Here is a 21,779-nt window from a genome sequence, read left to right on the forward strand (position 1 = left end):
CCCTTATATGTTCTGAATGTGTATTTGCTCAATTAATGAATCAATGTCATGTAAATCACTTAACCCTTTTGAAAAGGCGGTAGATGCCCCTGTTGCAATTCCGTAGCGTAAGCATTCTTCATGAGGTTGTCCTTCCAGCTGTTTACTTAGGAATGCAGCGAGCATGGCATCACCAGAACAAGCCGTGTTTACGACCGTTCCTATTGGTGCATTTCCTTTTAATACGGCTTCGTTTGTAAGGAATAGAGCTCCTTCCCCTCCTCGGGAAATGAGTACTTGCTCTGCACCCATCTCGATCAGCTTTCGCCCTGATTCAACGAGTTCTGTTTCTGATAAACGATGGGTTTTTCCAAAAAATGCGGCAATCTCTTCTTCATTTGGTTTTAGTAAATATGGTTTGTATTGAAGTGTTTCTAAAGCTGCTTTAGAGCTTGTGTCTAAAATAAATTTCACGTTGTTTTGATGACAAATAGCGGCTATCTCTGAGAAAATGCTGGCAGGGACGCCTTTAGGCAGACTACCTGACATAATGAAGATGCTGCCTTTTGGAATGGTCGAGATTTTTTGGCGAAAGGCATCAAGCGCTTTTGCCTCTATAGCGGGTCCTTGATTCACAAGCTTGTATTCTTCCGTTGTGTTAATAAATACATTAATGCGTGTAATCCCATCAACTGGGATAAAATCGGTTTGAATGGAGAGATCTTTTAACGATTGTTCAATATATGAACCTGAAAACCCAGCAATAAATCCTAATGCAGTGCTGGTGAAGCCATATTTCTTTAGCATAATGGACACATTAACACCTTTTCCATTCGGCTGATAATCCTCATCTTCCGTGCGGTTGACTGTATCTGCACGCATTTCTTTTAATGCAATATATAGGTCAATAGCAGGATTTAAGGTGCAGGTATAAATCAATTGGTTTCACCTTCTTTCTTTTCTCTAAAGAAAGTATCTCATACGATTCAGTGAAAATGTTTTCAGATTGTGTAAAGGTTTTCACGGTAAAAAGCCTCCCATCATGAAGTGTGGAAGGCTTTTTAAGTGTTTATTTCATCCGAATCACATAGGCGTCTAGTAAAATGCGGGCAATGACATGAAGAGACAGGCGGGACCTGACTTCGTAATCTGGGAAGAATGATTGTTCCCCTTTATATCCGACGAGTGTCATATCTGATATTTTACTTAATGTAGAATCAATTCTAGTTGTGACAGTAATGGTCGTGACTTGCTTCATACTGAGGTTTTGGCAGGCTTCTACTAGTTCCGACGTTTCTCCATTTAATGAGACAAAGATGGCAAGTTCGTTTTTATCAATGTCACGCGATTTGAGCCGAATGATATTCGGGTCGTCATGAACTTCACATGTTTTTCCGATGAGCTGCAATTTGATGGTCATCTCTTTAGCGATCATCTCTGAGAAGCCTCTGCCAAAAATATAAATTTTGTCCGCATCGTGGATTTTTTGAACTGCATCCTCAATTTGCCCAATACTTTGCAGTTGAATCGTCTTTAAGACCTCTTCTTCATTTTTTCGAATGGCTAGTTTGATGTCTTCGTCAATATTTTTTAGTTGATCACTATCATCTGTCATTTTCTTTTCTTGTTTCAATCGATATTTAAAGGATGTATAGCCATTGTATCCGATTTTCTTCATCAGTCTGACAATGGTCGCTGTTGACACGTTGGCTCTTTCACTTAATGTGACGATGGATAAGGTGGAGATATCCTCTAAATGCTGGTGAATATAATGCAGTAAATAACGTTCTGTTTCACTTAACGTTTGATACACATCACTTGGTATATTAAATAATGGTTCATTCAATGCGATTCCCCCTTACTCATTTCATACTATAATTAAATGCCCTATGAAAACAAGGTGATTCTTTTATCCTGTATTTTTCATTAGAAAGCTGAATGAGTGAAATTTTGTTTTTAACATAAGCTAAGAAAAAGAACGGTTTGTGTGAAAGGAGTTGATCACTGTGCTTCAATTCTTGTTTTTTCTGATCCTTTTATATGTGGTGTATGTATTTTTGACCGCATTTGTCTTGTTTTATTTACCGTTTCAAAAAACATGTAAAGAACATTGCATCTATAAAGCCTCTTCCATCTCAGGAGACGACCAAGGCATAAATCAAGTCATGCTGCTTGATGACGGGTTTGAATCAGGTCAAGTGAGAGTTCAAATGATTCGCGAGGCTAAAAAGAACATTCGTTTGAGTTATTATTCCATTCAAAAAGGAAAAACCGCCGAATGGGTGCTTGGTGCTTTAATTGAAGCGGCTGATCGAGGAGTAAAAGTTCAGCTGTTGTTAGATGGCATTTGCCATAGCCTGCGTGGACCGCTGAAGCATTTGCGTTATGCTGTGGCGAATCATCCGAATATGGCCATTCGTTTTTATGAGCCTTTTCGTTTGATCAAGCCATGGACGTGGCATAACCGCCTTCACGATAAGCTTCTTTTGGCAGATGGCAGGGTCGCTGTCATGGGCGGCAGAAATATTGGTGATAAATACTTTGCAGATCAGCCCCCGAAAGACTTTGCGTATGACCGAGATGTGCTGCTGTACAACGCCAAAAAAGGAAAAGTATTAGATGAAATGGAGCAGTATTTCGTTTATTTGTGGAATCATGATTTTACGAAAAGAACGAAAGATGTATTTTCCAAGGCAAAAGCGAAAAAAGGAAAAAAGCTAAGAAAACAGCTGCTAAGATCTTATCAGGAAGCCATTCGTACAAAAGAACCCTTTGTCACGTCCACATATGATTGGGCAAAAGACGCCATTCGTGCAAAACAGATTGCATTTTTCACAAATCCAGTGGAACGCTTAAATAAACGTCCGCTCGTCTTGAAAAAGTTAAACGATCTCGCACAGCGGTCAAAGCGTTCGGTTCTGATCCAGACGCCTTATGTCATACCGACACGGCCAATGAAAGACGGACTCACGCCATTACCAAGTGATATTCAAACGACGATCGTGACGAATTCTCTTACAGCGACACCAAACCCTTTAGCATTTGCAGGATATTTAAGCACGAAAAAGGAATTGATGAAAACGGGTGTTCATTTGTATGAATATCAAGGGCCGTATTCAATTCACGCCAAATCAATGGTCATTGATGATAACTTAAGTATTATTGGAACATATAATCTAGATGCAAGATCCAGCTTTTTAAATACTGAATCGATTTTGGTGATTGATAGTGCACCATTTGCGTTATCTCTTACGGAAGCAATCGAACGAAAAATCGCTTATAGTGTTCTCGTAGCGAAAGATCGAACAGAATATCAAGCAAGCGACTATGGACAGAAAAAAAAGCCTTTCATGAAAAGGCTCCTTTTAACTGGTTTATCTACCATAACGGTTTTATGGCGGCGGTTGATTTAAATAAAAGGGCAGCTACTTTTGTGGCAGCCCTTTTTCTCTTGACTGCTCCTCTTCTACAGGTTCAAGCTTGGTTAACTTAAATACGAGGATTCCTGCCACAATGACAAGTACACCTAATAATTTTGTAAAAGAAAATGTTACTTTTTCTAACCCAAGCCAGCCAAGCGAATCAAATAGAAGCGCACAACCTAGCTGGGAGGTGAGAACAATCGAGATTCCATAAGTGGGACCGAGATGTTTGATGCTCTGAACAAGACAGATGACAACGCCTACCCCGATGGCTCCGCTTAACCAGTACCAGGCTTCCATATGCCTTAATTGAAACATGCCGGTTCCTTCTAACAAAAGACCCATCAAAAGTGAAGCGATAAAGCCCATTCCTAGAACAAGTGTCGTTGTTGACCAAGAGCCTGTCTGCTCATTGACTTTACTATTAAAAATGGTTTGTAAGCTGACAAGTGCCCCAGCAGTGACAGCTAATATTATTCCTGTGATCATATATAAGTCCCTTCGTTTCTTCTATTCATAAATGTTGTGTTCTGCTATTTCTAAAAGCCCTTTTTGATCACAAATCGTAATCTTTCCTCTTCGCCTTTCAATCAGCCCTTTTTTTTGGAACTGCTGAATGACCCGATTAATATGGCGGTAGCTTGTTCCAATTAAGCTCGCTGCATCCGTGAGGCGAAGCGTGCGTGTGTGCGCATCATCATCCCCTGTTAAAACAGACAATAAATAGCTTGCAAGCCTGACCTCTACGGGATATAAAAGGTGAAAGCTTAAATCATTTGATTTAGTATAAAATTTGTTTGTGATGCCCTTAAGCAAAAAGGCTAAAACTCGAGGATCGTCCTTTGCATGCCGCATAAGGGCTTGATGAGAAATCCTGAGCATATGTACTTCTGTAACGGCTTCAACTGTATTGACCATATCTGTCTGCTGAACGTATTCAATATCTCCAATCGCTTCAAGAGGGTTTTTAAAGCAAAGGATAAATGTTTTACCTTCTTTTGTGGTGGTGAAAATCTTTAATTTTCCTTTCACCAGCAAGTACATATACTCCCTTTTATCTCCTTTTGAACAAATCAGCTCACCTTGCTGATAGCGCCACAAGCTCACATGTGAGATGAGTTTTTGATGAAAAACATTCTGTAATTGATGCGTCTTGATATAAGAGGAAAAAAGAGATTCATCATGCAGCTCCTCCATCTGATGCCCTCCTTTATAGTTTTAAGATGATGACGCCTGCAATCATTAAAAGGATGCCTGCATAATGAGGCCATTTCATTTTTTTCTTCTGAACACCAAACCATCCTTTTGCATCAATGGCAAAGGTAAACGCAAGCTGTGCGATAAGTAAAGCAGCGATGGTGAGTGTCACACCAATGATTTGAATGGCAGTGACCTCATTAAAGATAATAATGGCTGCAAATGCACCTCCAATTAAGTAAAGAGGCTGCACTTTTTTGTATTCCTTAAAGTGGCCATCCCGTACGATGAGTAAAATGACGAGAGAGATGATAAACCCTGTCAGCTGCGTGATCGTTGCCGCCTGCCACGTACCGATATCTTGACTAATTCTGGCGTTGGCTACGCCTTGCAGTGTAATACAAGCGCCTCCTAATAATGCGAAAATAACACCTTTCATTCGTTCAAAAGCTCCTTCTTTTTTCAGTCTAGTTCCATTAAATGATAGATGCCCTCATGTTGAAAAGGACATATGTCCCACTTTGCGTATTATATCAGAAACTTTTTCTCATGCAGTTTCTCTGTTTTAGATTTTTCACAGTGGGTACAGTTTTATATCAGCTGAAAACAGAATATTGGATTGAATCACACATAAAAAGGAGACATGTCAGAATGAGAAATCAAGAGAAACACTTTATTAATGGAGAATGGGTCGCATCAACAGGAAACGAAACGACGGAGGTCATTAACCCTGCGACAGAGGAAGTCATTGGCACCATTAGTTTAGGAACGAAAGAAGATTTAGATAAGGCAGTCAAAGCAGCTCGAGCCGCCTTCCCTTCTTTCTCAAAAACATCTCGAAATGAACGAGTTGAAATGCTGGAAAACATTGTGCGCGGGTACGAAAAACGTAAGGATGAGCTTGTAGAAGTGATGACAAAAGAACTTGGTGCACCACTGAAAGTGTCCGAAGAAGTTCATTACAAAATGGGTTATGAACATTTTTCTAAAGCAGCGGAAGCACTGAAATCTTATACATTTACCGAAGACCGCGGTGGACATACGATTATAAAAGAGGCGATTGGTGTCAGCGGATTGATTACACCGTGGAACTTCCCGACGAATCAGACATCTCTTAAAATTGCGGGTGCCATTGCGGCAGGCTCACCAGTTGTCTTAAAGCCAGCGGAAATCACCCCTTTTGCTGCGATGATTCTTGCAGAAATTATTGATGAAGCAGGTGTACCGAAAGGAGTCTTCAACTTAGTAAACGGAACGGGTGACGTGATTGGTGACGGCATTAGCTCACATCCTGATATTGACTTCGTTTCATTTACAGGATCAGGTGCCGTCGGCTCTAAAATTATGGAAAACGCAGCGGACAACGTGAAGAAAGTAGCACTTGAGCTTGGCGGAAAATCCCCTCTTATCGTCTTAGACGATGCAGATGTGGACGAAGCAGCAGAAACAGCCATTCATCATATTGCGATGAATACAGGTCAAGTGTGTTCTGCAGCTACACGTGTGCTGATTCCAGAATCAATGAAAGACAAGTTTGAAAAAGCGCTGCTGAACGCCATGCCGAAGTTTACAGTTGGTGATCCGAGAGAAGATCACGCTACTGGTCCGCTTGTTTCTAAAAAGCAGTGGGATACGGTGCAATCTTATATTGAAAAAGGAATCGAAGAAGGTGCTACCCTTCTTGCTGGGGGAACTGGAAAGCCAGACGGAATCGATAAAGGATATTTCGCCAAGCATACCATTTTCACCAATGTGAAAAATGACATGACCATTGCGCAAGAAGAAATCTTTGGGCCAGTCATGAGTGTGATCACGTATCAAGACCTCGATCATGCCCTTGAGATCGCCAACGATACAGTGTATGGTCTTGCCGGGTATGTTGTTGGTCAAGATGAAAAAACATTAAAATATGTCGCTGAACATATTCGTGCCGGTCAAATCACCATTAACAATGCTGAAACAGATTACTTTGCCCCATTTGGCGGTTTTAAGCAGTCTGGTATCGGAAGAGAATGGGGAGACTTCGGTATCGAAGAATATTTAGAAGTGAAAGCTGTGATGGGACTTCCAACGGCGTAAGTCAGGCGAAAAAAAGGAAAACGGTGATCCGTTTTCTTTTTTTGTGCCCTCTCCCCTATTCATCCGTGTTTTGTCATTAGAAATCTTAATCATGACAATCAATATTATATATTTTACTTAATGGCAAACTTTCGGTAAAGTTCAAATTGAACCTATATATATAATTCCTATCGAATTAATCTATGTTTATATTCCTTGTGAGGTGGATATTGTTGCAACTTCATGTATTGAACAGTCCGTTTAGCCAGGAGCAGGCAGAGTTACTCAATCAGCTGCTTCCGACTTTAACAGATCAGCAAAAAATTTGGCTTACTGGTTATTTATCAGCACAGGCAGCGCTTGCCGGCTCAGAAGCTGTCACTCCGGCGCCTTCTGCCGCAGCATCTGTACAGCCTGTGAGCAAAGATGTGACCGTGCTTTATGGGTCGCAAACAGGCAATTCCGAAGGGTTAGCAAAAAAGACAGCCCAGCATCTTGAAGAGAAAGGCTTTCAAGTGACGCTCTCTTCTATGTCCGATTTTAAACCGAATAATCTGAAAAAAATAAACAATTTACTAGTCATTGTCAGCACACATGGCGAAGGAGATCCGCCGGATAATGCCCTTTCGTTCCATGAATATGTTCACGGCAGACGTGCGCCAAAGCTCGATCATTTAAGCTTTTCTGTCCTTTCATTAGGTGACAGCTCATACGAATTCTTCTGTCAGACAGGAAAAGAATTTGACGAACGCTTCAAAGAGCTTGGCGGCACACGTCTTTTTGACCGAGTGGACTGCGACCTTGATTATGATGAGCCGTTTTCAGAATGGCTACAAGGTGTTGCCTCCTCTTTGAGTGAAGGTGAAGCTGTATCAATTCCGCAAGAATCAGCGGGAGTCAACAATCAAGCCGTTTCTGAATATTCAAGAACGAATCCTTTTTATGCTGAAGTTCTTGAAAATATCAACCTAAATGGGCGTGGATCTAATAAAGAAACACGTCACTTAGAGCTTTCTCTTGAAGGATCAGGCCTCGTGTATGAGCCAGGTGACAGCCTTGGCATTTACCCGACAAATGATCCTGCGCTTGTCGATGAACTGATTCAAACATGCGGATGGAATGCAGAAGAATCCGTCACCGTTCATAAAAACGGAGACACTCTCCCTTTAAAAGAAGCACTCACCTCGCATTTTGAGATTACGGTTTTAACAAAACCACTTCTTCAAAAGATCGCTGCACTGACAAAAAGCGAATCCTTGCATGCTCTTTTAGAAGAAGGAAACGAAGAAAAACTGAAAGAATATATCGCAGGCCGGGACCTAGTAGATGCGGCTCGTGATTTCGGTCCTTTTGAAGGAACCGCCGCAGATTTCACGTCCATTTTAAGAAAAATCCCTGCACGCCTTTATTCCATTGCAAGCAGTCTCAAAGCAAATGACGAAGAGGTTCATTTGACGATAGGTGCTGTCAGATATGATGCGCACGGCAGAGAACGCCAAGGTGTCTGTTCGATTTTATGTGCAGAGCGCCTGCAGCCAGGTGATACATTACCTGTTTATATTCAGCACAACCAAAACTTTAAGCTTCCTCAAGATCCAGATGCACCGATCATTATGGTAGGACCAGGCACAGGCATCGCCCCTTTCCGTTCATTTATGCAGGAGCGTGAGGAAATGGGTGCAAACGGAAAGTCATGGTTATTCTTCGGTGATCAGCATTTTGTGACGGATTTCTTATACCAAACGGAATGGCAAAAGTGGTTAAAAGATGGCGTCTTAACAAAAATGGACGTGGCTTTTTCAAGAGATACTGAGGAAAAAGTATATGTCCAGCACCAAATGAAGAAACAAAGCAAAGAATTATTTGAATGGCTTGAGCAAGGTGCTTACGTGTATATTTGCGGAGATGAAAAGCATATGGCGCATGATGTTCACAATACCCTTCTGTCCATTATTCAAGAAGAAGGTGCGATGAGCAAAGAAAAAGCAGAAAGCTATCTTGCCAACTTACAGCAGCAAAAACGCTATCAGCGTGACGTTTATTGATTTGATGCTTGAAAGAAAGGAGCTTTTACTTACATGGTGAAGACAGCATTAACAGCGCCGGATGGACCTCCGAGCGACGTAGAGGAAATCAAAGAAAAAAGTGATTATTTACGGGGTACGTTAAAAGAAGTGATGCTTGATCCGATCTCAGCGGGAATTCCGGATGATGACAACCGTCTGATGAAGCATCACGGCAGCTACTTACAAGATGATCGTGATCTGAGAAATGAACGACAAAAACAAAAGCTTGAGCCTGCCTATCAATTTATGCTGCGTGTCCGTCTGCCTGGCGGGATCGCCACCTCCAAGCAGTGGCTTGTGATGGATGAGCTTGCTCATCAATATGGCAACGGTACTTTAAAGCTGACAACTCGTGAAACCTTCCAGCTTCACGGTATTTTAAAATGGAATATGAAAAAGACCATTCAAGACATTCATTCTACTATGCTTGATACGATCGCAGCTTGCGGTGATGTAAACCGGAATGTCATGTGTACATCGAATCCTTATCAATCTGAAGTGCACCATGACGTGTACGAGCTGGCAAAAAAATTAAGTGATGACTTACTTCCACAAACAAGAGCCTATCATGAGATTTGGCTTGATGAGGAAAAGGTAGCAGCAACACCTGACACTGAGGTTGAACCGATGTATGGTCCGCTTTATTTACCAAGAAAATTTAAGATTGGCGTGGCCGTCCCTCCTGCTAATGACATTGATGTCTTTTCGCAGGATCTAGGCTTCATTGCCATTATAGAAAACGATCAACTGGTCGGTTTTAATGTCGCAATTGGCGGCGGAATGGGTATGACGCATGGTGATACAGCGACTTATCCGCAGCTTGCAAAGGTCATCGGCTTTTGTACACCTGAACAGGTCGTAGAAATTGCCAAACAAGTCATCACCATTCAACGTGACTACGGAAACCGTTCCGTCCGAAAAAATGCCCGCTTTAAATATACGGTGGACCGCCTTGGTCTTGAGAATGTAAAAGAAGAGCTTGAGCGCCGTCTTGGGTTTACTCTTTTAGAGGCAAAGGATTATCACTTTGATCATAACGGTGACCGTTACGGCTGGGTAAAAGGCATTAACGGCAGATGGCATTATACGATGTTTGTAGAAGGCGGACGCATCACAGATTATGATGATTATCCACTGATGACAGGCATCCGTGAAATTGCCAAGGTGCATACGGGTGACTTCCGTCTAACCGCCAATCAGAATTTAATCATTGGGAATGTGACAACTCATAAAAAGAAACAAATCGAACAGCTGATTCAAAAGTTTGGTTTATCAGACGGCCAGCAGCACTCCGCCCTGCGCCGCAGCTCAATGGCTTGTGTATCTTTGCCAACTTGCGGTTTAGCGATGGCTGAAGCAGAGCGCTACCTTCCACGATTGATTGATAAAATCGAAGACATCGTTGAAGAAAACGGATTAAGTGATAAAGAAATCACCATTCGAATGACTGGTTGTCCAAATGGTTGTGCTCGTCATGCGCTTGGAGAGATTGGATTTATCGGAAAATCACCTGGTAAGTATAATATGTATCTTGGTGCCGCATTTGATGGTAGCAGATTAAGTAAATTATACCGTGAAAATGTGGGTGAGGAAGACATTTTAAAAGAACTTGGCTCTATTCTCCCCCGCTATGCAAAAGAACGAGAAGAAAATGAACATTTCGGCGATTTTGTCATTCGGGCAGGGATTGTGAAAGAGACAACAGATGGAACGAATTTTCATGTGCAATAAAAATAGACAGGAACCATCCTGTCTTTTTTATTTTTTCTGTTTCTTATTCAAGTATTCGGTCAGACTCTTATATACATCTGGATTGTCTAATGAAGATAGATCGGGTGAAGGCTGCTCTTCATACGCCCCTTTAAGTAAACGTCGTACGATTTTTCCATTCCTTGTTTTCGGCAAAGCTGAAATGAGATGAACTTCTTTTGGTGTGAGCGCTTTTCCGGCATGTGAACCAACATGGGCTGAAAGTTCTTGGATAAGGGCTGCTTCTTCAAAAGCATGCGGACTGGTCACGATGAAACAGACGAGCGCCTCCCCTTTCACCTCATCCTTTACCCCAATCACAGCGGCTTCATGCACGGCAGGATGCCAGGTAAGGATGGATTCAATTTCAGCTGGCCCGATGCGTTTCCCTGCTGTATTAATGACATCATCCGATCTGCCGGTGATGTGGAATTCTCCGTCCTCTGTTTGCATGACCCAATCTCCGTGTGTCCATACACCATCAAATCGTTTGAAATACGTATCTTCATAACGCTCCGGTTCGTTCCAAAAACCACATGTCATGCCGACCCATGGCTTTTTCACCACAAGCTCCCCTACTTCATTCATCACGCTTTGCCCAGCTTCATTGTATACATCTGCCGCCATTCCTAAGATCGCCGCATTAAAGAGAATCGGTTTGATGGGGCGAAGCAGCGTACTCCCTACAATGCCACCAGAAACTTCGGTTCCTCCTGAATAATTTAAGATTGGAATGTTCTTTTGACCAATGGTGTGAAATAACCATTGCCACGGAGCTTCATTCCATGGTTCCCCTGTAGAAATAATGGCTTTGACATGAGATAACTCGACCCCATCAATCGTTTGCTGCATCGCAGAACGAACAAATGTAGGGGAAAGCCCAAAATGAGTGACTTTCTTCTCGTGGATGAATGACCAGAGCTGCTGCTCATCTGGATAATCGGGAGCGCCGTCATATAAAACGATGGCAGCTCCATTGATCAAGCCGCCAAAGACGAGGAATGGCCCCATCATCCAGCCCATATCAGTCAGCCAAAACAGCCGGTCTCCTTTTGCCACATCCATACATAGCCCGGCATCAAAAGCTGCCTTTATCGGAAAGCCTGCGTGTGTATGAACGGCTCCCTTTGGTGTCCCGGTTGTGCCTGACGTATACAAGATCATCAGCGGGTCTTCATTTGTGACATAGGTCGCGCCGGTGAACGGCTGTTCTTTTAACAAATCATTCAGCAGGACATCGTCCTGATATCCGGTATGAGAGGAAGTGTGCACAATCACTTTTTGCACAGTTGTGGTTTTGTTGATGGCATCCGCCACACATTCCCGCATGTTGATCGTTTTCCCTCGCCGCATCATTTCATTCGCTGTGACGACAATGGATGCGCCTGACGCACGAATGCGTACAGCGAGTGGCTCGCTTCCATAGCCTGAGAAGACTGGGCTGAAAATAACACCAATCTTTGCAAAGGCAAGCATGACGGCGACCGTTTCTGGAAGCATTGGCATATAGATGATGGCTACATCCCCTTTTTGAAGTCCTTCTTTCAAAAAGCCAGCTGCAAGACGGCTCACTTTCTCTTGAAGTTCGAGAAATGACCATTTCTTTTCTTCACCGGCTTCATTGCTCCAAATGATGGCGGGCTGATGCTTCGTCTCTTCTTTTTCTGCCCATTTGTCCACAGCCGTTTCGGTGATGTTAAGTGTGCCGCCCTGATACCATTTCGGCCACATCAATGAGTGGTGACCTAATGCCGCTTCATATGGTTTTTTCCACTGAATGCCGACCGCCTTTTCCGCTTCTCTCCAAAACCAGTCTGTGCGTGCAATACTGGCTTGATAGAATGAGTCATACGTAGAAAAACCAAGAGATTTCATCCACTGATGCAAACGTGTTTTTTGGCTCTGCTTTTCTTCCGGTATCCATTCTGGTTTCAGGTTGATCATGAGGTCTGCCCCCTTTAAACCGGATAGACCGGATGTTTTCGTTTCGTAAATGTCATGTCTTTCGATGAATAGGCTAGTAATCTATGACAAAGTTCCGTTCTGAGACGGTCAAATGGGATGACGCCATCGACAATCATTTCAGAGGCAAGCTCATAGATATTCATATCTTCCTGGTATTCCTTCCGTTTCTCTTGTATAAATGAAGCCCTCTCTTCGGGCGGGAGTTCTGCAATTTTATTTGCATAGACGGCATTTACAGCGGCTTCTGGACCCATCACAGCGATTTGCGCCGATGGAAGAGCGAGACAGCAGTCTGGCTCAAAAGCAGGGCCTGCCATTGCATATAGTCCTGCTCCGTATGCTTTACGGACGATGACGGATATTTTCGGAACGGTCGCCTCTGACATAGCGGAGATCATTTTTGCCCCATGACGAATAATGCCGGCTTGTTCCACTTTTGTTCCAATCATAAATCCTGGTATGTCCGCAAGAAAGAGCAGCGGGATATGAAAGGCATCACAGAGCTGAATAAACTTGGCGGCTTTATCAGCTGAGTCATGGAATAATACGCCGCCTTTGACCCTTGGCTGATTGGCAATGAGACCGACAGGCTGACCGTTCATTCTGCCAAAGCCGGTGATTAACTCTGCGGCAAACAGTTTTTTGATTTCAAAAAATGACCCTTCATCAATCAGTAAATCGATGAGTTGATACATATCAAATGGGGTATTCTGGCCTTTAGGAATTAAGTCTTGGATGGTGATGTTAGATGGTTTAGGTGCTTTTGCTGCTGTCATTTTTGGTTTTTCCATATAGTTGGCAGGCATATAGGTTAAATAATCACGTGCAATTTGAATGGCCTCTTCCTCTGTTTTGGCTAATATATCTCCGCATCCAGAAATGCTACAATGCATTTTCGCACCGCCCATTTCCTCAAGTGATACTTTTTCACCAATCACCATTTCAGCCATTCGCGGCGACCCTAAATACATGGATGCATTTCCTTCTACCATGACGACAATGTCACAAAAAGCAGGGATATACGCACCACCGGCAGCAGAAGGACCGAATAGTAAACAAATTTGAGGAATGCGTCCAGACAGCTTGACTTGGTTATAAAAAATGCGCCCTGCTCCTCTTCTGCCTGGAAACATTGCGATTTGATCGGTGATTCTTGCACCCGCAGAATCGACTAAATACAGCATTGGACAATTGAGCTTCTCGGCCGTTTCTTGAATTCGAATGATTTTTTCTACTGTTTTGACGCCCCACGATCCTGCTTTAACCGTAGAGTCGTTTGCCATGACGCAAACAGTCTGCCCATTCATACGCCCGGTTCCTGTGACAACACCATCTGCTGGTAAATGTTCATCTTTGCACTCTGCAAACATGGCATCTTCAATGAAAGAATCCTCATCTAATAGCAAATGAAGCCGATCACGGACAAATAATTTTCCTTTTTCTTTGTTTTTTTGATGGTAGCGTTCTGCCCCGCCCTTTTCAATTCGTTGTTTTTTTAATTCATATTCTTCAATCATAAACATTCCCCTTTCTTGCTATTTGCCAATGTAATGAGGCGTTCGTTTTTCTTGAAAAGCCTTGAGACCTTCTAGTCGATCTTCTGTATGAATTAGCCGAAGATAGGCTTCGTATTCTTTCGTCAGCCCTGTTTGCAAATCGTGATCAAGGCTGGATTGAATGGCTTGTTTTGCTTCTTTTAAAGCAATCGGTCCATTCTTGGTGATTTGTTTTGCGAGTGTGATGGCATCATTCATCAGTGAATCGGCTGTAGAGATACGTTCAATCAGTCCGATTTGAACGGCTTCTTCTGCTCGTAAAGAAGTGCCTGTGAAGATCATTTCTTTCGCTTTCCCGGGTCCGATCAGGCGCGGAAGTCTTTGTGTGCCCCCTGCTCCCGGCAGGATAGCTAGTCCTGTTTCCGGCAGGCCGAGCGCTGCACCCGCTCTTGCGATGCGGAGATCACAGGCGAGCGCGAGCTCAAGACCTCCGCCAAGTGCGTGTCCGTTTATCACGGCAATGACAGGAACAGGCAAAGATTCAATGTCTGTAAAGGTTTGCTGAATGGTCAGAACGGCTTCTTTGGCTTCTTGTTCTGTCATTAATCGCCGTTCTTTTAAGTCTGCTCCTGCGCAAAAAGCTTTAGCGCCAGCTCCTGTCATGAGCAAACAGCGGATGTTTGCATCATGTTTGATTTCTTGAATCGTTTGATTGATTTCCTCTAGCATAGCAGCTGATAGAGCATTGGCTTGTGCTGGTCTGTTTAAGGTCATGATGCCAATGTGATCATCTTGTATTGAAAAATTGACCAATGAAGTCATGTGATTCACCCTTTATCAAGTAGTGTGAGACTGAAAAGCGCGTAAACAGTGACTTGGCAGGGTTCGATCCACTTTTGCTTCAATCCATTCAGCCGCTTTAATCAAGCGAGGGAGGTCGACATTTGTTTCGATCCCGAGTTTGTGAAGCATGTGCACCACGTCTTCTGTCGCCACGTTTCCGCTGGAGCCAGGTGCATAAGGACAGCCGCCAAGCCCCCCGCTAGAGGCATCAAATATAGTGATGCCGGCTTTTAATGCTGTATAAATATTGGCAAGCCCCATTCCTTTCGTATCATGAAAATGAAGCGCGATTTTATCAGCAGGAAAGCGTTCAAGTAAAAGGTCTAACCGTCTTTCTACTTGCAGCGGATGGGCTTCCCCAATGGTATCCCCGAGTGATATTTCATCAATGCCGAAGGAGAGCAGCTGTTCCATTAATCGCAGCACTTGGTCCATCGGCACTTGTTTTTCATAAGGACATCCAAACACGGTTGAAATATAGGCCCGCGTTTGCCGTCCTTCTGCTTTTAAATCGGCTGTCATTTGTTTGATCACAGGCAGTGTTTCCTGTATAGATCGATTCATATTCTTTTTGTTATGTGTCTCACTCGCTGAGATAAACATAGCCCCTACCTCAAGGTTTGCTTCAAAAAAATGAGCTAATCCTTTTTCATTTGGGATAAGTGCGGCATAGGTGATATTATCTTTTTTGTTTAATGATTGGGCTAATTCTTTGGCGTCTTTTAAGGCTGGAACCCATTTCGGATGAACAAATGAGGTGACTTCAATATAAGGAAGATGGGCTTCTTCGAGTAAATGGATCCATGTTCGCTTCTCCATTGTGTCCAGCCAAACGGATTCATTTTGCAGGCCATCGCGCGGGCCGACCTCTCTAATGAGCACGTTTTTTGGTAATGCCATGCGGCTTTCCCCCTATTCTGTCAGCTCCAAAAGTACCTCTCCCTCGTCAACAAAGTCCCCCTCCGCCTTATACACTTTACTGATCACACCTGCTTCTTCTGCAACAATGGGAATCTCCATTTTCATGGATTCTAAGATGGCGACTTCCTGTCCTTTTTGCACGTCATCACCCTGTTTCACAAGAAGCTTCCATAAGTTTCCGGCCATTTGTATCGTGACAGTTTTCATGAACGGTTTTCCTCCCTTTTTTTCATCAGAAAATCGGTTGTGATGCTGCCATGTAAAAAGGCAATTGATTCCGCCATTTCCTTTAAAAGCGGTACATTGGTTTTGATCCCTTCTATTTCATATGCTTGTAATGCTGCTTTTAATCGTTCTATGGCGAGTTTTCGAGTATCACCGTACACAATCATTTTCGCAATCATTGGATCGTAAAATGGGGTAATGACACTTCCGCTCGTTACGCTTGACTCATGACGGATATATGGGGCATCAGGTGTAGAAAGCCGAGTGATCGTGCCTGGCGAAGGGTAAAATGTCACAGGGTCTTCAGCGTATATTCTGACTTCAATCGCGTGCCCAATTTGATGAATATCCTCTTGGCTGAAAGACAGGGGCTCTAATGCTGCAATTTTTAGCTGCTCCTCGACAAGGTCAATTCCCGTAATTTCTTCAGTGACAGGGTGTTCTACTTGCAATCTCGTATTCATTTCTAAGAAATAAAATTGCTGGTTTTGATCGACTAAACATTCAATCGTGCCCGCATTTTCATACCCAATCGCTTTGGCAGCTTTGACGGCCATCTGTCCCATTTGCTGTCTCACAGTTTCTTCAAGACAGACGGCTGGTGCCTCTTCAACAATTTTCTGATGTCTTCTTTGGAGTGAACAATCTCTTTCAAATAAGTGAACGCCGTGACCGAACGAATCAAAAAGAACTTGAATTTCGATGTGCCGTGCGTGTTCAATCACCTTTTCCATGTATAAAGTACCGTCTTGAAAGAAGCTTTGTGCTCTTTTTTGATTTCCTTCAAACGCTCTATGCAGTTCTTCGTCGTTGCGGACGAGCTGCATACCAATCCCGCCGCCACCACTCGATGCTTTTAGCATAATGGGATAGCCGAGTGTCTGTGCTTTATGAACCCCTTCGTCTGCATCATGGAGTGGGGCTGAAACACCAGGAACGATTGGGATGCCCGCTTGTTCCATCGTTTTTCTCGCTTCAATTTTATTTCCCATCTGCTGAATGACTTGTGCAGATGGTCCAATAAAGGCAATGCCCTCGCTCCGGCAGCGCTCAGCAAATGCCGCATTTTCTGATAAAAGACCATACCCTGGGTGGATAGCATCAGCATTTGTTTGTTTGGCAACCTTAATGATCGCTTCCATGTTTAAATAGCTTTCAGAAACTTTAGCGCCGCCGATATAATAGGCGCTGTCTGCTTCTTGCACATGAAGTGCATGCTGATCAGCCTCTGAATAAACGGCAACGGTTTTGATTCCGAGCCGTTTACATGTCCGAATCACTCTACGGGCAATTTCGCCTCGATTGGCGATCAATACTTGTTCAAACATCGCTGCCTTCACTCCTTTATTAGATCAAGCGCCTGCTTTTTCAAGCGGAATTTCTGAATTTTGCCTGAGGCGGTCATTGGGTACTCATCTGTAATGAAAAAGTATTTCGGGATTTTGTAGCGTGCCATTTGCGACTGACAATAGCTCGTTAATGTCTCAATTGAGACCGACTTCCCTTGTTTCAGCCGAATGAATGCGGCTGCTTCCTCGCCGTATGTCTCGTCGGGAATACCAACGACCTGTGCGTCAAGAATGGCAGGGTGAGTGTATAAGACATCCTCAATCTCTTTTGGGTATACATTCTCTCCGCCTCTGATGATCATATCTTTGAGCCGGCCTGTGATTTTCACATAACCGTCATGATCCATCTCAGCTAAATCCCCTGTATGAAGCCATCCGTCCTCATCAATGACTTCATTTGTTGCTTCTTCGTTTTTATAATAGCCCTTCATGACATGATAGCCTCTTGTACAAAGCTCCCCTTGCTGTCCTCTTGGAACTTCTTCTGACGTTCCTGGTAAAGTAATTTTGACTTCAATTTGAGGAAGCGCACGTCCGACCGTTTGAACGCGTCTTTCAAACGAATCATCGGTTCTTGTTTGGGTAATGACAGGTGAACTTTCGGTTTGACCATAGGCAATCGTGAGCTCTTTCAGTCCCATTTTTTCAATGACTGCTTTCATGACGTGGGATGGGCAGAGTGAACCAGCCATAATCCCCGTTCGTAATGTGGACAGGTCATAAGAGTGGAAATTTGGATGATCGAGCTCTGCGATGAACATGGTTGGTACACCGTGAAGAACGGTGCATTTTTCTTTTTCTACTGTTTGAAGGACTCGTTCTGGATGGAATGATTCAAGTGGAATGATCGTTCCCCCTTTTGTGAGACAAGCAAGTACACCAAGAACAGAGCCGAAGCAATGAAAAAACGGCACTGGGATACACATACGGTCCTGCTCTGTTAATTTCATACAATCTGCGATCTGACTCGCATTACAGACGATGTTTGTGTGGCTGAGCATAACGCCCTTTGGATAGCCGGTTGTGCCTGAAGTGTACTGCATATTAATAACGTCATCAGGCGTGAGCTCATTCATTCGCTTCTCCCATTCAAGCTCTTCGGTTCTTTTGGCTGCCACTTGAAGACGATCCCAGCTGAGCATGCCGTTTGGTACATGCTGACCGATATAAATACATCTTTTTAAATAAGGAAATTGTGTGGAAGTGATCTCCTCTTGATAAGCGGTTTGAAGTTCTGGAATCAGCTCTTCAAGCATGTTGACATAGGACGTTTCTTTAAAGCCGTCTACAATAAACAACATTTTGCTGTCAGAATGCTTGAGTAAATAGGCGAGTTCCTGTGATTGAAAATTGGTATTCACAGTGACAAGAACAGCACCAATGGAGGCGCAGGCAAATTGAAGAATGAGCCATTCAGGTATATTTGGTGCCATAATGGCGATGTGATCTCCCTTTTGAACCCCTAATGCCATGAGACCTTTACCTGTTTCCTTGACCTCTTGATAAAACGCTTCGTACGAATAACGTAAAGAACGTTCTGGGTAAACAATGGCTTCATGTGCTGGATGCTGTTCTTTTTTTTCTCTTAATAGGGAGCCAATCGTTTGCGGGTGAATCGACATCATTGCTTTCCTCCCTCATATATAGTAAGCGTTTTCATTAAGGTATTACGCTAATAACTGTCTTGCGATCACGAGCCGCTGAATTTCAGAGGTCCCTTCTCCGATTTCCATCAGCTTGGCATCTCTCACAAGCCGTTCAACACCGCATTCTTTCATATAGCCTGTTCCTCCATGAATTTGGACCGCATCAAGACTTGCTTTTGTGGCCATTTCTGAAGCAAACAGTTTGGCATAGGCCGCTTCTTTTGTAAATGGTTTGCCTTGATCTTTCAGCCAAGCGGCTTTCCAGACCATTTGTCTTGCAAGCTCTATTTGCATCGCCATATCTGCCAGCTTAAACTGAATGGCCTGGAAGGATGAGAGCGTCTGCCCAAATTGCTTTCTTTCTTTTGCATAGGAAAGTGAAGCATCAAGTGCAGCTTGCGCAATTCCGACAGATAAGGCTGCAATGGAAATTCGTCCGCCGTCTAAAGTATATAAAAATTGCTTGAATCCTTTCGATTTGTCTCCTAATATATGATGCGCTGGTACACGCACTTCGTCTAAAATGATTTCAGCCGTATCTGAACCACGAACCCCCATTTTGTCATATGGGTTTGTAATCGACAGTCCCTTTTGTCCTTTCTCCACAATAAAGGCGGAGATGATTGGACGTCCGTTTTCATCATGATCTGTTACAGCGGTGACAATAATCGTTCTGGCATAATTGGCATTTGTGATCCAGCACTTTTCCCCACTGATGACATATTCTTGTCCGTCTTGAATGGCTTTTGTTTTTGTTCCTTTTGCATCTGATCCGGCGTTTGGTTCTGTTAATCCGAAGGAGCCAAGCGCTGTTCCAGAGGCTAATGGAACAAGATGGTCCATCTTTTGCTCCTCCGTCCCGAAGTAATAAAGTGGACTTGCGCCTAAGGAAACTGCTGCGGCATAACTTAAACCTGTACTTGCACACTGTTTTCCAATTTCTTCTACTGCCAGTGCATATGAGATCGTATCTCCTCCAGAACCTCCATATTTCTCTGGAAAGGGTATACCCATAAAACCGAGCTCCCCCATTTTTTGAAATGTTTTTACGGGAAATGCTGCCTGTTCATCAACTGTTTGAGCGTGTGGTGCAATTTCTGTTTTTGCAAATTCTTTGACCATCTGACGGATCATTTGCTGCTCTTTCGTTAATTCAAAATCCATTTTGCTTCCCCCTTTGGCGCTTTTCTATCATATTTATTAATCAAATAGCTGCTTCATGCCAAGCTTAATTGAATTCAGAAAATTAAAATAAAAATAGTAGAAAAATAGAGAAAGCAAAAAAGCATAAATGGAGGAAAACCCTCATTTATGCTGTCTTTGTTATTTTACTGTTTTTGTAGAAGGCTTGCTTTCATGATGAAGGCGATTGAGTGCCGTCACTTTGTAGGTATAGCTCTTCTTTTGATTTGCTAAAATGTCTTTCGTATGTGTGAAGGAGCCTGTTTCTTTTCTGACTGTTTGCACAAATTCGTATGTCCCTTTATTCGACAATCGATAGACTGCATAATAGGATGCACTAGAGTGCGGATCATTTTGTATCTGTAAAACTGCACCATCCTCTGTCTTTTTCACAGATTGAATGATTGGTTTTTTTGGCGCTTTTTGATGAAGCCATGGCATCTCTGGTATGAGAGCTGGTTTGCTATAGGTTTCTTCTATTAATCGTGTCTTTACATTCAAGGGATTCCGATTGATATCTTTCAGACTAAAATGCATGCTGCCCTGCACGAACTGTGACTGCCTGTTCAGCTCGATCTGGCGAAAATACTCCTCGGGATCAGACCAAGCAGGATCACTGTTTTGATTGATTTTATACGTCGCTTGACCAATGTACAAATGAACAGGTTGCCCCTTCACTTCATTTGACCACCATTTCGTCAGCACATCATAGGCAGCGGGCTGAAAGCCAATACTCCAATAAATTTGCGGGGTGATATAATCAATATGGTGCTGCTGTATCCACTCTCTTGTATCAGCATACAAATCATCATAATTGGTCATCCCTGCTGTTGTGTTTGAACCGGTTGGGTCATCTTTTATGTTGCGCCATACACCAAATGGGCTAATGCCGAATTTCACATACGGCTTTTCTTTCTTAATGGTGTCATTGATTTGCTGCACCAAGTGATTCACATTATCTCTTCGCCAATCTTCTATATGAGTGAACTTCTGCCCGTAAGTTTCATACGTTTCTTGATCTGGAAATGGCACACCAGCGATTTTATTCGGGTAAAAATAATCATCCATATGCACCGCATCAATATCGTAATTTTTCACTACTTCCTCTATCCCGTCAACAATGAAATCCTGAGCATCAGGAATGCCTGGATTAAAGTAAAGCTGATTTCCGTAGGCGATGGTCCAATCAGGGTGTGCTCTTGCAGGATGATCGGCTGATAACCGGTTGAGATCGGTATGATTCATGGTGATTCGATAAGGGTTAAACCAAGCATGAAATTCAAGGCCGCGTTTATGTGCTTCTTCTATCATAAATTCAAGCGGGTCATATCCAGGGTCTTTCCCTTGTGTACCAGTCAAATATTCAGACCATGGCCCGAATTTCGACGGATAAAAGGCATCTGCTGTTGGTTTAATTTGCATGATGACGGCGTTCATATTCATCGCTTTGATGTCGTCTAACAGTTGAATGAACTCTTGTTTCTGCTCATCTGCGGGCAGTCCTTTCTTTGAAGGCCAATCTAAGTTATAAACCGATGCGACCCACACTGCACGCATCTCTCTTGTGCTCTCAAGCTTCCCTTTTGGCATCGAACGAGCTAGACTGCTAGACGGAATCAATAAGAAGACACCCATGAGAACTAGTGTCAGAACCGTCATACTGATCTTTTTCAGCATGGTT

At 43.2% G+C, this 21,779-nt stretch carries 18 protein-coding genes; 4 read left to right on the forward strand and 14 right to left on the reverse strand.

Features of this window, described 5'->3' with window-relative positions; translation table 11 throughout:
* Positions 1-3: 3 nt before the first annotated feature.
* A complete protein-coding gene (pfkB, locus tag ABG082_RS09235) occupies positions 4-918 on the reverse strand; it encodes a 1-phosphofructokinase (protein ID WP_136944317.1) in 915 nt (304 codons plus the stop codon).
* Between the two features lie 130 nt (positions 919-1,048).
* Positions 1,049-1,825 carry a MurR/RpiR family transcriptional regulator gene (locus ABG082_RS09240; protein ID WP_007499235.1) on the reverse strand — a complete coding sequence of 259 codons (777 nt, stop codon included), beginning with the start codon at positions 1,823-1,825 and terminating at the stop codon, positions 1,049-1,051.
* A 160-nt stretch (positions 1,826-1,985) separates the two neighbouring features.
* On the opposite strand from ABG082_RS09240, the gene ABG082_RS09245 reads away from it, so the two are divergent.
* Positions 1,986-3,392 carry a phospholipase D family protein gene (locus ABG082_RS09245; protein ID WP_272511578.1) on the forward strand — a complete coding sequence of 469 codons (1,407 nt, stop codon included), beginning with the start codon at positions 1,986-1,988 and terminating at the stop codon, positions 3,390-3,392.
* A gap of 12 nt (positions 3,393-3,404) precedes the next feature.
* On the opposite strand, the gene ABG082_RS09250 is transcribed toward ABG082_RS09245, so the two are convergent.
* The 3 genes from ABG082_RS09250 to ABG082_RS09260 are packed head-to-tail and all read right to left on the reverse strand — an operon-like array spanning position 3,405 to position 5,037.
* Entirely contained in the window at positions 3,405-3,890 is a 486-nt protein-coding gene (locus tag ABG082_RS09250; RefSeq protein ID WP_348936798.1) for a DMT family transporter, read from the reverse strand.
* 21 nt (positions 3,891-3,911) lie between these two features.
* A complete protein-coding gene (locus ABG082_RS09255; protein ID WP_019744155.1) occupies positions 3,912-4,598 on the reverse strand; it encodes a Crp/Fnr family transcriptional regulator in 687 nt (228 codons plus the stop codon).
* A gap of 13 nt (positions 4,599-4,611) precedes the next feature.
* Positions 4,612-5,037, reverse strand: coding sequence for a DMT family transporter (locus ABG082_RS09260; RefSeq protein ID WP_019744156.1), 426 nt, complete (start codon positions 5,035-5,037; stop codon positions 4,612-4,614).
* Between the two features lie 212 nt (positions 5,038-5,249).
* Between ABG082_RS09260 and ABG082_RS09265 the strand changes: the two genes are divergently transcribed.
* The 3 genes from ABG082_RS09265 (at position 5,250) to cysI (ending at position 10,453) form a co-directional block, all read left to right on the forward strand.
* Positions 5,250-6,677 (forward strand): aldehyde dehydrogenase family protein, encoded by a 1,428-nt coding sequence (locus ABG082_RS09265; RefSeq protein WP_272511579.1) that lies wholly within the window; start codon positions 5,250-5,252, stop codon positions 6,675-6,677.
* Between the two features lie 212 nt (positions 6,678-6,889).
* Entirely contained in the window at positions 6,890-8,701 is a 1,812-nt protein-coding gene (locus ABG082_RS09270) for an assimilatory sulfite reductase (NADPH) flavoprotein subunit (RefSeq protein WP_272511580.1), read from the forward strand.
* A 33-nt stretch (positions 8,702-8,734) separates the two neighbouring features.
* Positions 8,735-10,453, forward strand: coding sequence for an assimilatory sulfite reductase (NADPH) hemoprotein subunit (gene cysI, locus ABG082_RS09275; RefSeq protein WP_282833692.1), 1,719 nt, complete (start codon positions 8,735-8,737; stop codon positions 10,451-10,453).
* 27 nt (positions 10,454-10,480) lie between these two features.
* On the opposite strand, the gene ABG082_RS09280 is transcribed toward cysI, so the two are convergent.
* From ABG082_RS09280 to ABG082_RS09320, 9 genes are all read right to left on the reverse strand, one after another.
* Positions 10,481-12,415, reverse strand: coding sequence for an AMP-binding protein (locus ABG082_RS09280; RefSeq protein ID WP_282833693.1), 1,935 nt, complete (start codon positions 12,413-12,415; stop codon positions 10,481-10,483).
* Positions 12,416-12,429: 14 nt separating this feature from the next.
* Positions 12,430-13,953, reverse strand: a complete 1,524-nt coding sequence (locus ABG082_RS09285) for an acyl-CoA carboxylase subunit beta (RefSeq protein ID WP_282833694.1) — start codon at positions 13,951-13,953, stop codon at positions 12,430-12,432.
* An 18-nt stretch (positions 13,954-13,971) separates the two neighbouring features.
* Positions 13,972-14,754, reverse strand: a complete 783-nt coding sequence (locus tag ABG082_RS09290; protein WP_348936799.1) for an enoyl-CoA hydratase — start codon at positions 14,752-14,754, stop codon at positions 13,972-13,974.
* A gap of 15 nt (positions 14,755-14,769) precedes the next feature.
* On the reverse strand, positions 14,770-15,675 hold the full coding sequence (locus ABG082_RS09295) for a hydroxymethylglutaryl-CoA lyase (protein ID WP_348936800.1): 906 nt from the start codon (positions 15,673-15,675) through the stop codon (positions 14,770-14,772).
* 12 nt (positions 15,676-15,687) lie between these two features.
* Positions 15,688-15,903, reverse strand: a complete 216-nt coding sequence (locus tag ABG082_RS09300) for an acetyl-CoA carboxylase biotin carboxyl carrier protein subunit (protein WP_008346646.1) — start codon at positions 15,901-15,903, stop codon at positions 15,688-15,690.
* A complete protein-coding gene (locus ABG082_RS09305) occupies positions 15,900-17,249 on the reverse strand; it encodes an acetyl-CoA carboxylase biotin carboxylase subunit (RefSeq protein ID WP_348936801.1) in 1,350 nt (449 codons plus the stop codon). Before ABG082_RS09305 ends, ABG082_RS09300 begins: the two co-directional genes overlap by 4 nt.
* Positions 17,250-17,257: 8 nt before the next feature.
* Entirely contained in the window at positions 17,258-18,895 is a 1,638-nt protein-coding gene (locus tag ABG082_RS09310) for an AMP-binding protein (protein ID WP_348936802.1), read from the reverse strand.
* 42 nt (positions 18,896-18,937) lie between these two features.
* Positions 18,938-20,080: an acyl-CoA dehydrogenase family protein gene (locus tag ABG082_RS09315; protein WP_046527659.1), complete on the reverse strand. Its 1,143-nt coding sequence runs from the start codon at positions 20,078-20,080 to the stop codon at positions 18,938-18,940.
* 159 nt (positions 20,081-20,239) lie between these two features.
* Entirely contained in the window at positions 20,240-21,775 is a 1,536-nt protein-coding gene (locus ABG082_RS09320) for a family 10 glycosylhydrolase (RefSeq protein WP_348936803.1), read from the reverse strand.
* Positions 21,776-21,779: the final 4 nt, after the last annotated feature.

The organism is Bacillus sp. BS1807G30, assembly GCF_040047675.1.
Taxonomy (GTDB): domain Bacteria; phylum Bacillota; class Bacilli; order Bacillales; family Bacillaceae; genus Bacillus; species Bacillus altitudinis.